This window comes from Tsukamurella pseudospumae (genome assembly GCF_001575195.1).
GTDB lineage: Bacteria > Actinomycetota > Actinomycetes > Mycobacteriales > Mycobacteriaceae > Tsukamurella > Tsukamurella pseudospumae.
In genome coordinates this window covers 850,101-863,666 of sequence record NZ_LSRF01000058.1, presented here as the reverse complement: position 1 = coordinate 863,666, position 13,566 = coordinate 850,101, and the positions used below count along the sequence as shown (strand labels likewise).

General features: G+C 70.1%; 8 protein-coding genes. 4 read left to right on the top strand and 4 right to left on the bottom strand.

Annotated features, from left to right (window positions below; genetic code table 11):
• The first annotated feature begins 31 nt into the window (after positions 1 to 31).
• The 4 genes from AXK60_RS22675 (at position 32) to AXK60_RS22660 (ending at position 5,027) form a co-directional block, all read left to right on the top strand.
• On the top strand, positions 32 to 736 hold the full coding sequence (locus AXK60_RS22675; protein ID WP_068575302.1) for an MgtC/SapB family protein: 705 nt from the start codon (positions 32 to 34) through the stop codon (positions 734 to 736).
• On the top strand, positions 733 to 2,496 hold the full coding sequence (locus tag AXK60_RS22670) for an ABC transporter permease (RefSeq protein WP_175400093.1): 1,764 nt from the start codon (positions 733 to 735) through the stop codon (positions 2,494 to 2,496). The genes AXK60_RS22675 and AXK60_RS22670 overlap by 4 nt, the downstream gene beginning before the upstream one ends.
• Before the next feature lie 27 nt (positions 2,497 to 2,523).
• Positions 2,524 to 3,834 (top strand): ABC transporter ATP-binding protein, encoded by a 1,311-nt coding sequence (locus tag AXK60_RS22665; RefSeq protein ID WP_068574745.1) that lies wholly within the window; start codon positions 2,524 to 2,526, stop codon positions 3,832 to 3,834.
• Positions 3,835 to 4,019: 185 nt separating this feature from the next.
• On the top strand, positions 4,020 to 5,027 hold the full coding sequence (locus tag AXK60_RS22660; RefSeq protein WP_068574743.1) for a M23 family metallopeptidase: 1,008 nt from the start codon (positions 4,020 to 4,022) through the stop codon (positions 5,025 to 5,027).
• Positions 5,028 to 5,122: 95 nt separating this feature from the next.
• On the opposite strand, the gene pcrA is transcribed toward AXK60_RS22660, so the two are convergent.
• The 4 genes from pcrA to AXK60_RS22640 all read right to left on the bottom strand — a co-directional run bounded on the left by pcrA (position 5,123) and on the right by AXK60_RS22640 (position 13,561).
• A complete protein-coding gene (pcrA, locus tag AXK60_RS22655; RefSeq protein WP_082778200.1) occupies positions 5,123 to 7,549 on the bottom strand; it encodes a DNA helicase PcrA in 2,427 nt (808 codons plus the stop codon).
• A gap of 159 nt (positions 7,550 to 7,708) precedes the next feature.
• On the bottom strand, positions 7,709 to 9,487 hold the full coding sequence (locus tag AXK60_RS26645; RefSeq protein WP_139058085.1) for a hypothetical protein: 1,779 nt from the start codon (positions 9,485 to 9,487) through the stop codon (positions 7,709 to 7,711).
• A gap of 261 nt (positions 9,488 to 9,748) precedes the next feature.
• Positions 9,749 to 11,548, bottom strand: coding sequence for a hypothetical protein (locus AXK60_RS22645; protein WP_068574739.1), 1,800 nt, complete (start codon positions 11,546 to 11,548; stop codon positions 9,749 to 9,751).
• Between the two features lie 177 nt (positions 11,549 to 11,725).
• Complete coding sequence (locus tag AXK60_RS22640; protein ID WP_068574737.1) at positions 11,726 to 13,561, bottom strand: hypothetical protein; 1,836 nt, start codon at positions 13,559 to 13,561, stop codon at positions 11,726 to 11,728.
• Positions 13,562 to 13,566 lie beyond the last annotated feature (5 nt).

Here is a 13,566-nt window from a genome sequence, read left to right as displayed (position 1 = left end):
GGGGAACACCATGCACGCCTCCACCACGAACATCGCCCTGCTCGACATGCTGCTGCGCATCGCCGCCGGCGTCGGGTTCGGCACCCTGATCGGACTCGAACGCCAGTACCGCGCCCGGATGGCCGGCCTGCGCACCAATGCGCTCGTCTCGGTCGGCTCGGCGCTGTTCGTCGTGTTGTCCGCCTACGGATTCGGCGGCGGCGACCCCACCCGCGTCGCGGCGCAGATCGTGTCCGGCATCGGCTTCCTCGGTGGCGGCGTGATCCTGCGCGACGGCCTCACCGTGCGCGGACTGAACACCGCCGCCACGCTGTGGTGCTCGGCCGCGGTCGGCGCGCTCGCCGGTTCGGGGATGTACGTGCCAGCCGCGATCGGCACCGCCGTCGTGATCGGCGTGAACACCGCGCTGCGATCGGTCGGGCACGCCGTCGACAAGGCGCCGGACACCGGCAAGGAGGCTCCCAGCCGGTACGAGTTCGTCGCCGTGACGCGCGACGAGAACGAGGCGCACGTCCGGGTCATGCTCGTACAGGCCTTGAGCCGCACCGTCTTCCATCTGCAGTCCATCAGCAGCACCAACGCGGAGAAGGGGCGGGTCGAGGTCCGCGCCACGCTCGCCGCCGACGGTCGCGACGACCGCGCGCTCGAATCCGCCATCAGCCAGCTCAGCATGGAGCCGTCGGTCACGGCGGTCCGCTGGGACGTTCTCTCCGACCACGAGGAGGTCGACCTGTGACCACCACGCCCCTCGGCAGCGCACTGCTGCCCGCCCGCCGCCGCAACGTCGGCCGACGCCGATTCGGGTTCGCCGCCGACCTCCTCGTGATCATCGGTGCTGCCGCGCTGATCTGGCTCATCATCCGCGTGGGCCAGGGCATGGGTGCGCCCTTCGACGCCGCCCACGCGGGCGCCCGGATCGACACCGATCCCGCCGAACTGCCCTACTACGCAGCACGATCACTGCTGCGCATGTTCCTCGCACTCGGCGCCTCGCTCGTGTTCACCTTCGTCTACGCCACGCTGGCGGCGCGCTCGCGGCGCGCCCGAGCGGTCCTCCTGCCGATCCTCGACGTGCTGCAGTCGGTGCCGATCCTCGGCTTCCTGTCGATCACGGTCACGCTCTTCATCGCCCTGTTCCCCGGCTCCACGCTCGGCCTCGAATGCGCCGCGATCTTCGCGATCTTCACCTCGCAGGCGTGGAACATGACCTTCGCCTTCTACCAGAGCCTCATCAGCCAACCCCGCGACCTCGGTGAGGCGGCGCAGAACCTGGGACTATCTCGCTGGCAACGGTTCTGGCGTCTCGATGTGCCCAGCGGCATGATCCCGCTGGTCTGGAACGCGATGATGAGCTTCGGCGGTGGCTGGTTCTTCCTGACCGCCTCCGAGGCCGTCTCCGTCGCGGGCAACGAGTACGCCCTCCCCGGCATCGGGGCCTACGTCGCAACCGCCTCGTCCGACGGTGACCTCGGCCGCGTCGGGTGGGCGATCGCCGCGATGATCGTGGTGATCGTCGGCGTGAACCTCCTGTTCTGGAGCCCGCTCACCGCATGGGCCGAACGGTTCCGGCTCGAGGACTCGGCCACCGGTCGCGAGCCGAAGTCGCTGGTCCTCGGTGTCCTGCGCCGCTCGCACGTCGGCTCCGCGTTCCGTCGCCTGACGAACCCCGTCGTCACCGCCCTCGACGCGACCTTCGGCCTGCTCGGCCGGAGCGCGCCGGCCACCGTCGGGCATCCGGCTCGCAGGCGCCTGGGCAACTGGGTGTTCGCGCTCGTCGTCGCCGCGGTCGTGGCCTACGGGCTGTGGCGCGCCGTCGAACTGATCCTGCGCGACGCGGGCATCGGGGAGGTCGGCCACGTCCTGCCCCTCGGGCTCGCGACGATGGGGCGCGTCGCCGTGGTGATGGTCGTCGCCACCGTGATCTGGGTCCCGATCGGCGTGATCATCGGCCTGAACCCGGCGCTGAGCCGTGCCCTGCAGCCGATCATCCAGGTCTGCGCGAGCTTCCCGGCGAACTTCCTGTTCCCCGTGGTCACGGCGGTTTTCGTAGCCTGGCACATCCCGCTGAACATCGGCGGGATCGTGCTCATGGCGCTCGGCACGCAGTGGTACATCCTGTTCAACGTGATCGCGGCGGCCAGCGCGATCCCCGGCGACCTGCTCGAAGCCGCCGACGACATGCGGCTCCCCCGAACGATGAGGTGGCGCTACGTGCTCCTGCCCGGCGTCTTCGCCGGCTACGTGACGGGCGGCATCACCGCCGCGGGCGGCGCGTGGAACGCCTCGATCGTGGCCGAGATCGTGTCGTACAACGGCGACACGCAGCACGCGTTCGGTCTCGGCGACTACATCGCCCGCGCCACGGCGGCCACCGGCGCGGAGCACGTCTCGCACCTGCTGCTCGGCATCGTCGTGATGTGCCTGTTCGTCGTCGGCACCAACGCGGCGCTCTGGCGCCGCCTCTACCGCGTCGCCGAACGCCGCTACTCCCTCTAGCCACCCTGTATTACTAGGAGCTCTCCCATGACCGTCACCACCGCCACCCCGCTGATCCGTCTCGCAGGCCTCACCAAGAGCTTCGAGGGCGCCCGCGGCGACACCCTGACCGTCCTCGACGACATCGACCTCACCATCGAGCCGGGCGAGATCGTCGCCCTCCTCGGCCGGTCGGGTTCCGGCAAGTCGACCCTCCTCCGGATCATCGCCGGGCTCATTCCCGCCACGTCCGGCACCGTCGAGGCCGACGGTGCCGCACTCGCCGGCCCCAACCCCGGCACGTCCATGGTCTTCCAGTCCTTCGCCCTGATGCCCTGGCTGACGGTCCAGGACAACGTCGAGCTCGGGCTCGCCGCCCGCAACGTGCCCCGCGAGGAGCGCCGCGCCCGCGCGCTCGCCGCCATCGACACCATCGGCCTCGACGGGTTCGAGTCGGCGTACCCGCGGGAGCTGTCCGGCGGCATGCGCCAGCGCGTCGGCTTCGCCCGCGCCCTGGTCCTCGAGCCCGACCTGCTGCTGATGGACGAGCCCTTCTCCGCCCTCGACGTGCTGACCGCCGAGAACCTGCGCGGCGAGCTCGTCGAACTGTGGGCGCAGGACGACTTCCCCACTCGGAGCGTGTGCATCGTCACCCACAACATCGAGGAGGCGGTGCTGCTCGCCGACCGCGTCGTCGTGCTCGGGTCCAAGCCCGGCCGGATCGTCCACGAGTCCCGGATCGACCTGCCGCGCCCTCGCACGCGCACCGCACCCGAGTTCGAGGCGATCGTCGACGAGCTGTACGGCGCCCTCACCGGACGCAGCGTCGAGATCGAGCACGCACCCGACCCCGGCGAGGCGACCCCCGCCAGCCGGCCCCTGCCCGACGCCACCGTCGGTGGGCTCGCGGGCCTCGTCGAGCTCGTGCACGCGCACGAGGACCACGCCGACCTGCCCGACCTCGCCGCGGACCTCAATTTCGAGCTCGACGACATCATGCCGCTCGTCGACGCCGCGGCGATGCTGGGCTTCGTCGAGGTCACCGGCAACGACATCAGCATCACCGAGGAGGGACGCGTCTTCGTCACGGTGCCGCTGACCGAGGCCAAGGAGGTGTTCGCGCGCCAGGCCGCCGGGCGGGCGCCGCTGGTCCGGACGATCCTGCGCACCCTGCGCTCCTCGAACGACGGTGCCGTCCGGCTCGGCCTGTTCGTCGACCTCCTGCGGCGCGGATTCGGCCCCGAGGACGCCGACCGGCAGATGCGGCTGGCGATCGACTGGGGGCGGTACGCGGAGCTCTACGACTACGACGCGGACGCCGATCGGATCCGGCTCGATCCGGCTGCAGCACTGTCGTGATCCGGCGCTTTGTTATCGCATTGTGACCAAGCACACATTCGCCACGAGGGCACCCCTAGAGGTTGTCTCGCCGCAATCATTTCGTTATCGTCGACGGGACGCGGGTCACAGAGCGGTCACGACGAGGACATCGTCGGATCACCGAGTGGCCCGAAGTGCGGTTTTACGGTTGGAGTAGGCGAGATATGACACGGAGTCGCGAGGACCACGTGAGCTTCAAGGGCTCCACGCAGGTACTGGACGATGAGTCGATCACCGCGATCATTCCGTTGGACGAGCTCGAGGCCCGCCTCGAAGCCGCCTACGCCGAGACCTGGACCGACGCGTCCGACGGTGAATCGGCGCTGCTCTACCGCCCGTCCCGCTCGGAGGTCACGCAGGACCTCATGATCCCCGAGGTGCTGTTCACCGGCACCCCGCGGTTCGACGGCCCGGCCCTGGACGAGGACGAGGACACCGCACTCCTCGCCGAGCCCGAGCTCGCGCCCGAGCCCCTCGCCGACCCCGTCCGCCGGGGTGGCAAGCACCGCGTTCCCGCTCCCCCGCACGCCCTCAAGGGCCGCGCCGCACTGCTGGCCCTGGCCGCCGGCGCGACCGTCGCCGGTGCCGCCGTCTCGACCGCGCCCGACGAGGGCCCGTCGACCTCGCAGCAGCCCATCGCACCGGCGCCCGGCCCCGAGGCCAACGCCGGCCGCCAGGCGCCGCTGCCGCCCGCGCAGGACATGGACCAGTTCACCGCCGGTCTCGCGGGTGGCAAGGCCCGCAAGGACGCCGACGACAAGCGCATCATCGACTCGATGCGCCCGAAGGTGATCGCACCGATCAACGGCGCGACCCTGACCTCGAACTTCGGCACCCGATGGGGCGCCATGCACGGCGGGCTCGACCTGGCCGCGCCGCTCGGCACCCCGCTGTTCGCGGCCGCCGACGGCGTCGTCACCGACGCCGGCCCCGCGTCCGGCTTCGGCATCTGGATCAAGATCCGGCTCTCGGACGGCACCGTCCTGGTCTACGGCCACATGTACAACGTGAACGTGCACGCCGGCCAGACCGTCAAGGCCGGCGACCTGATCAGCTGGGTCGGCAGCAACGGCTACTCCACCGGCCCGCACCTGCATTTCGAGGTGCACAGCCCCGCCGGCGCGAAGATGGACCCGCAGGCCTGGCTGGCCGAGCGCGGCGTCAACGTCTAGAACTCCAGCACACGCAGAAGGCGCCCCGGATCACTCCGAGGCGCCTTTCGCGTTGCGTGGCGCCGTAGGGGCGGCGGCGGCCCACTACCGCGCCGTCAGAGCTTCTCCATCGGCAGGCCGAAGTGCGACATCAGCGTCATCGTGCCCGCCGAGCCGAAGTCGAAGGTCGTCTGCTCCATCGTGCTGCCCTGAGCCGTGATCCGGGTGACGGTGCCCATGCCGAACGAGTCGTGCAGCACCCTGTCGCCCACCGTGAGCTTGAGCTTGTTCGAACGCCGCGCCGGCTTGGGCTCCCGCTTGGACTTCCAGGCACCGTCGGCGCCCTGGGCCCCGCCTCGACCGCCGTACGTGCCCCCGCCCCAGGATTGACGGTCCTGCCCGAACACGCCCCGCGCACCGCCGAAGCGGTTGCCGCCCTTGGGTTCCGTGCGGCGCCAGTCGATGAGGTGCTGCGGGATCTCGGCGAGGAACCGCGACTCGGGGTTCTGCATGGGATCACCCCAGGTGGAACGGATCATGGCGCGGCTGACGTAGAGACGTTCGCGGGCGCGGGTGATACCCACGTACGCGAGACGACGCTCCTCGGCGAGCTCCGCCTCGTCGCCCAGGGCGCGCATGTGCGGGAACTGGCCGTCCTCCCAGCCGGTCACGAAGACGACGGGGAACTCGAGTCCCTTGGCGGTGTGCAACGTCATCATCGTGACCACGCCCGCCTCGTTGTCCGGAACCTGGTCGGCGTCGGCGACCAGCGAGACCCGCTCGAGGAACGCGGCCAGCGAGCCGGGCTCGGGTGCACCCTCGTCGACCACCACATCGGTGAAGTCCTGCGCGGAGAACTCCCGCGCGACGCTGATCAGCTCCTCGATGTTCTCCAGGCGCGCACCGTCCTGCGGGTCGGACGAGCCCTCGAGCTCGGCCCGGTATCCGGTCTTCTCGACGACGGCGTCGAGCAGGTCACCCAGGTCCTGATCGTCGTCGGCGGCGGTGCGGCGCAGATCGGCCATGAGGCCCGAGAACGCCGCGATCGCGTTGCGGGAGCGGGGGTTCAGCATGGCGACGGTGCCCTCGACCGCGTCGTCGATGGCTCCGCTGAAGGTGCCCCCACGGTTCTCGGCGTGCACCGTGAGGCAGGCCACGGCACGGTCGCCGATGCCCCGGCGAGGAGTGTTGACGATGCGCTGCAGACTCACGGTGTCGTTCGGGTTGTCGATCGCACGCAGGTAGGCGACGAGGTCGCGGACCTCCTTGCGCTCGTAGAACCGGACACCGCCGACCACCTTGTAGGGCACGCCGTGGCGGATGAACACCTCTTCCAGCACGCGAGCGGCGGTGTTGGTGCGGTAGAAGACCGCCACATCGCTGTACTTGACGCCCTGATCCGCCAGCGCGTCGACCTCCGAGACCACGAAGCTCGCCTCGTCGTGCTCATTGTCGGCGACGTAGCCCGTGATGAGCTGCCCGTCGCCCTGGTCCGTCCACAGCTTCTTGTCGCGGCGGCCCGCGTTGCGGGAGATCACGGCGTTCGCCGCGGACAGGATGGTCTGCGTGGAGCGATAGTTCTGTTCCAGCAGAATGGTTTCGGCGTTCGGGAAGTCCCGCTCGAACTCCTCGATGTTGCGGATCGTTGCGCCGCGGAAGGCGTAGATCGACTGGTCCGCATCGCCCACGACGCAGAGCTCGCTGGGCTCCACGCCATCCGCGTCGGTCTCCAGCCCCACGAGTTCGCGGACCAGCACGTACTGCGCGTGGTTGGTGTCCTGGTACTCGTCGACCATCACGTGCCGGAACCGGCGGCGGTAGTACTGCGCGACGTTCGGGTGCGACTGGAGCAGCGCCACCGTCTCCCCGATGAGATCGTCGAAGTCGAAGGCGTTCGCGCCGCGCAGGCGGGACTGGTACGTGCCGTACACCTCGGCGACGGTGACCGCGAAGGGCTCCCCCGTCTTCGCGGCGTCCGCCGACGCCTGTTCCGGGTCGATCAGCTCGTTCTTGAGGTTGCTGATGTGCGTGGCGAGCGCCCTCGGCGCGAACTTCTTCGCGTCCAGCCCCATGTCCTTGACGATCATGGTGAGCAGCCGGCGGGAGTCGTCCGCGTCGTAGATGGAGAAGTTGGAGTTCATCCCCGCCAGCAAGCCGGCCTGGGCGCGCAGGATCCGCACGCAGGTGGAGTGGAACGTGGAGACCCACATGATCTTCGCGCGGGGGCCGATGAGCCCGGCGACGCGCTCGCGCATCTCCGCCGCGGCCTTGTTGGTGAAGGTGATCGCCAGGACCTGCCCCGGCTGCGTGTTGCGGGCCGCCAGCAGGTAGGCGATGCGACGGGTGAGCACGGCCGTCTTCCCCGAGCCCGCGCCCGCGACGATGAGCAGCGGCGAACCCTCGTGGAGGACGGCCGCCCGCTGCTGCGGGTTCAGCCCCTCCAGCAGTTCCTGCCCGCGCTCCTGCCGCTTCACCTGCGCTTTCTCGCGGGAGAAGGGCTGACGCTGGCGGAGTCCGGACTGCTGCGGTGCTGGGTTACTCATCTCCCGTCCAGCCTAGCCGGGGTGGGTGACAAGTTTTCGCACGCCGTTCGTGGCGATTCATGCGGCGCCGTGGCGTGCACCGAGTGGGGCCGTCCGCGCACCCGGAACGCCCGAGCGCACCCGGCGTGCCGGGTGCGCTCGGGTGGAACAGGTGCGGGATCAGGCCGCCGCGGCGGCGGTGTCTGCGGCGCTGGTATCGGCCGTTTCCGCATCGGCGTCGTCGGAGGCGTCGGTCGCGGGATCAGCCGCGGCTTCGTTCCCGGCGGAGTCGGTGGCGGGCTCGGCGGGCGCCTCCTCCGCGGGGTCGGTCACAGCGGGTGCGTCTCCGGCGGGCGCTTCGTCGGCAGGCGCTTCACCGGACGGAGTCTCCGAGGCGGGCACCTCGGTCGACGGTGCCACGTCGGTAGGCACCTCGGCCGCCGGAGCCTCAGCGGCCGGCGACTCGACCGTGGACGAATCACTCGACTCCGGTGCGGACTCGTCGGACGCCTCCGTGACCACATCGAGTGCGGGGCGCGACTTCGTATCCGCCAGCGTTGCACCGCCCTGCGGCTCCGAGGTCTTGCCGGTCAGGCCATCGATCAGCCCCGTCCCGACGCCCAGCAATCCGGGGAGCAGCCCGATGGTGAACGGATTCTCGGAGAACAGCGCGTCGTTACCGGCGGTGAGCGTGTTCCCCAGGCCCGCCACCGCGGCGTTGATCGCCGCGACGGGATCACCCGTCGCGAGCGCCTTCACCACGTTCTCGAGGCCGGCGAACGCAGTCGACGGCAGCATGCGAGTGGAGTTGTACAGGCCGAGCGTCAGGTACAGCAACGGCTCCGACGCACCGTCGAGCGCCTTGCCGAGCGGACCGAGGAACGGATTGATCAGATCGCCGGTCTGCAGGACCGCACCTCCGAGTTCGAGGAGCGGCGCGGCCAGGATGCCGTGGATGACCTCGTACGACTTCGACCAGTCCCCGCTCGGCACCCCGGTGAGCAGTGTGCTGAGAACCCGCTGCAGGCCGTCCGGTCCGGCGAGGCCTGTGGCGATCCGGGTCAGTGTGTCCGTCCAGATCCCGCCGATCGCACCGAAATCGGGAAGCGCGGTCGGCGACGCCGCGAGGGTGGACGCGGATGCCGCGGTGAACGTGACCTTGTTGCCGGTCGGCAGGGTGAACGGACCCGCGTTGGCCCAGTCGGAACCGGCGATGCCGCCGAGGATCGTCGGAATCATGTTGACCAGGCTCGGGATCGCACCGAAGTCGCCGAACAACGCCTCGATCGCCTTCCCGTTCACCGTGGAGGCCGTGGCGAAGAGGGAGGTCAACGCCGCTGCGGGACCGCCGGTGCTCAGCGCCTTGAGCGCGGCGGTGACGCCGTCGGCGAGGAGCGCCGGCACCTCGACACCGGCTTGGAGAGGGCCGAATGCGAGGCCGATGAGCGGCGTCAGTGCCGCCTTCAGGCCGTTGCCGATCGGTCCGAGCTGTTCACCGAAGTGGTCCATGACCGGAAGGAATCCGATGGCGGGAGTAAGGATCGCGCCGGTGACGGTCGTGGCGAGAGTCGTCCAGGCGTTCCCGAGATTCCCTGCGGCCAGGTCCTTCTGGATGCTCTGAAGGTTTTCCAGCAGGTAGTCGTCGAGGTAGCCGAAGAAGGCCTTGCCCGCGTCGCCGGCCGCGCCGGCGATCACACCCGCGTTGCCGAGCTGATCCTGCACCAGCTTCGTCAGGCCGGTGACCGGGTCGGTGACGAACGTCAGACCCATCGACGTGGCCCAGTTCGCGACGGCGCTGGCTGCGCCGCCGAGGTCGGCGACGATCGGCGGGAGCGATGGCGCCGTCACCGCCCCGGCCGACGTGGCGATCGGAGCCACCGCGACGGCAGCCGCCGCGGCGATCGCGACGGCGGGAGCGGCATAACGCCGGTGGGGAGCCCGAGTATCTGCAGAAAGCATGGAGAAACACCCTTCGACTGGAGTGAGCCGGATCACACAAGAACCGGACGAACGGAACATACGCCCACGCCGTGGATTTTCGGACTCGATTCGAAGAAGCTTTGCGACACCATACGTCCATCTGTCTCAATGCTGTCTGCATGTTTCTGAACCCACCAGTTCAGAGGGTATTTTCTCTCGGTCAGAAACGAAACCGCCCCCAGGTGGCTCCGCGGCCGGTAGTTCCGCGGGCGTGCACTGGGGAGCGGTTCGCGCAGCGAATCACGCGCCGGCGGAGACCTCCGACGCTGCCCCGGCGGCACCCGCATCCGCCGGATCTCCCGCGGAGGCTTCCGCCGCCGGCGTCTCGACCGGCTCCGACGGTGCCGCGTCCGGAACGGCGGGCGTATCGCCACCCGACTCCGCGGGCGCCTCGGGCGCCGTCTCAGCCGGGACCCCGGGCGCCGTCTCGACGGGCGCCGCGGACTCGACGGGCGCGGCGGGCTCGACCACCGGCGCCGGCGCAGCGGCGACCTCATCAACCCCGTCGACGACGGTGACCGGCGCCTCCTGCGTCGGCGTGGGCGCGATCTCGTCCGCGACGGTCGCCGCGATCGCGGTCACCGGCACGTCGCCGGCCGCGGGCTTCGCCGCGTCCGCCGCAGGCTTCGCGGGCCCGAAGGCGTCGAAGATGTTCTTCCCGATGTTCGCGAGCCCCGGGAAGAGCGCGTTGTCGAACGGGTTGTCCTTAGCGACGAACAGACGATCGTTGAGGAAGGTCGTCAGCGCGCCGATGTCCGTCGTCAGTCCGGTGAGCGCCTTCGAAGGATCGCCGGACAGCAGCGCGGTCACCAGGTTCTGGCCGCCCCCCACCACCTTGCCCGGAGTGTCGAAGAGCACTGCCAGAGCCGAGTTTCCGAGGCCGATGAAATCGGCCTGGGAGTTCGTGAGACCGGTGCCGATCGGACCGAGGTAGGGGTTGATCAGGTCCGTGACCGGCAGGACACCGCCCAGCATGACGATGATCGACAGCGCCTTCGCCTTGTCGGCGACGTCTCCGATCGCGCCGGCGGCGTCCCCCTTGCCGATCTTGGCGAGCGCGTCGGTGATCGTCTTCACGACGCCGGGCGTCCACTGATCACCCTTGATGCTCGAGACGAGCATCTCGTAGCCGTCCTTCCACGCGGCGAACAGCGTCTGGAAGTCCGGCATCCCGAGCGCCGGCGCAGCCGCCACCGCCGCCTGGGCGGCGAGCGCGTCGACCTTGGCCGGGGAGGCGGCGGGCACCGACGGGATCACCGCGCCGAGCAGTGTGCTGCCCACCTTGACCAGGTTCGGAAGCAGGCCCGTCGAACCGTTGGTCACATAGGTCTCGAGGAACTTGCCCACGTTGTTAATACCGGCACCGACCGCCGCGCCGACCTTGGAGACGTCACCGGTCATCACGGCCTTGGCGATGGCTTCGCCGGCCTTGAGCAGTTCGGTGGGCAGTCGCAGCGGGAGCCCGAGCGCGGCCTGGCCGAGGGCGATCATGCTGCCGTCGTTGAGTGCCGCGTCGAGCGCCGCGCCGATCTTCCCCAGCTTGGGGTTGAACTGATCGGCGATCGGGAACATCGCGCTCATCAGAGCGATGAACAGGGTCGACTCGAGCTGGCCGCCGATCGGGCTGTACGCCCCCGACAGGCTGCCCTTCGAGATCGCGTCGAGCGCCGTCTGCAGCGCCTTCGGGAAGCCCGCACCTGCGTAATCGCCGGTGCCCGACGCGGATTCGAAGGTCGCCTTCAGCGCGTCCTGCAGCGTCTTCGAGAGGAACTCGACGTCGCCCCAACCCCACGACGGGGCCGCGGCGGCAGCGGTGACGCCCGGCACGGAGACACGCGGCAGGAACGCGGCGGCGGAGCCGGCGACCTGCGTCTGCAGGTTCACGAGCGTGGCGGGGTTGACGAAGATCGTCGACGCGGGAGCGGTGACCGCGCCCACCGAGGCGGTCATGGGCGCGACCGCGACCGCGGCGGCGGTGACGATGGCCAGGGAGGCGCCGACGTAACGGCGTGGAACGGAACGGCGGACGGCAGCGTGCATGGAAGCAACACCCTTCGACTGGAGTGATGCCGATCACTGGCGATCGGACGTGGGCACCATATCGTCCACATCGTGGGTTTTAAGCCCGATTTCAGAATCTTTGCGACATCTAACGTCGATGTGTCGCATGCATGAAACCCACAGTGTTGAATATTCGCAGGTCAGAGTGTTCGCAGGTCAGCGAGGCGCCGCGTCCGGCATGGACGCCGGGACGAGCAGACCGATCGGCCCGCTGCCGACGCAGACGACCAGACCGGGCGTCTCCGCGCGGGCGGCGAGCCCGTCCCCCGTCCCCGTGACCCGGGCGTAGACGGTGTGCGCTCCCTTGCGCAGCGGTACGCGGACGGGCCTGGCTCCGCGCTGCTGCTGCAGCACGACGACACCGTCGGACGACGCGAGGTAGTTGAGCTCCACGACCCAGTCCCAGAACGCCAGCGGCCCCTCGAAGGCGAGGGTCGCGGAGGCACCGTCGTCGACGCGGGTGCCGCACGGGAACGGCCCGAGCGGCAGACTGCGGACCCGCGTGACGCGGCCGGGCTGGAACCGTCCCGACCGGTCGACGACGGTGGCCTCGTCCGCGTGGTCGGCGAACCGAGGGTGCGCGGGCTGGGTGGCGAGGATCCGCGAGAGCCGGTTGTTCGGGCCCGACAGCGGGCTCAGGACATCGCCGTAGACCTCCTGGTCGAGCACCTCTCGTCCCGCGTACTCCGCGGAGCCCGCGCGCAGTTCCCGCAGGTAGGGGCCGGTCGGATTGTCGCGCCAGACCGGGGCGAAGCGGACGGCGGAGACGGTGGAGCTGAGCGCGAACACCACCACGACGGCGATCCACAGTCGGCGGTCCCTCGTGAACCCGGCGGTTTTCGACATCACGAGGCCGAATCCGGCGTCCCGACCCCGGAATCGGCCGGATTCACGACGCAGCACCAGCGCGCCCGCGAGCGTGAGCACCCAGGCGAAGTCCGCGAAGTACCGCAGGGACAGAGGCAGCAGCGGCGACGTGTACTCGGAGCTGCGCAGGAAGAACACCGTCGAGGACACGCCCAGGAAGTACAGCACCGCAGCGCCCCAGGCGACGAGCCCCCGCGGCGCGCGCAACCGCGTGACCAGCACGATCCCTGCGATCGCGAGCAGCCCGAACACGGTGAGCACCACACCCGTCACCACGATGGGCGGCCCGGGGTTGGTGCGCGTCCACGTCCACGGCCCGCCGACCGCGGCGGGCGCGATCACGGCGTTCACCGACCGCCACAAGGTCCGGGCCGTGAACCCGACGGTGTGGGTGCCGGGCCGCGAGGCCGTGACGGTCAGCCACAGCACGATCCACGCGGTGACGACGACCGCGAACGCGCCCCACAACCACCGACCGCGCCGCAGCACCGTCCGCACGGGCCGACGGTGCCCCCGCAGGTAGGGCAACAGGCAGGCGGTCGCGAGCGCGACGAACGGGATGACCAGCGCCTTCTCGAAGAACAGCAGCGAGAGCACCAACGCGAGCACCGCGTAGACCCCGGACCGCCGGCGGCCGCGCAGGTAGCGCACCGTCTCGGCGACCACCACCGCCAGCCCGATCTGCAGCGGCAGTGCGTTGAGGCCCGACGCCCACCACGCCATCGCCGTCAGCGTGAGCGGACTGAACAGGAAGAACACGAACGGGACCAGCACCACCGGCCGACGCCCGGCGACCACGACCAGCGCCCGCAGGGTCGCCAGCGATGCCAGCAACTGCAGGACCAGGAGTGATGTCGCCGCTGCCGGCCAGCTCAGCGGCGCGACCTTGGTCAGGACGGCGGCGGCGAACAGGGTGCCCGGCATGAAATGGCCGTCGTAGTCGACGAACCAGGCGCTCAGGTCGGTCAGCGGTCGCGACGCCCGGCCGATGAAGGCGACATCGTCCCAGTAGAAGTTCCCCCGCGCGAGCACGTACGCGCGGACCGCGAGCGACACCGCGATGAGCACCGCCGCGCCGACCCACAGCAGGCGCTGCGGAGCGGGGAGCCGGGTGGGACGGTGCACGGTGT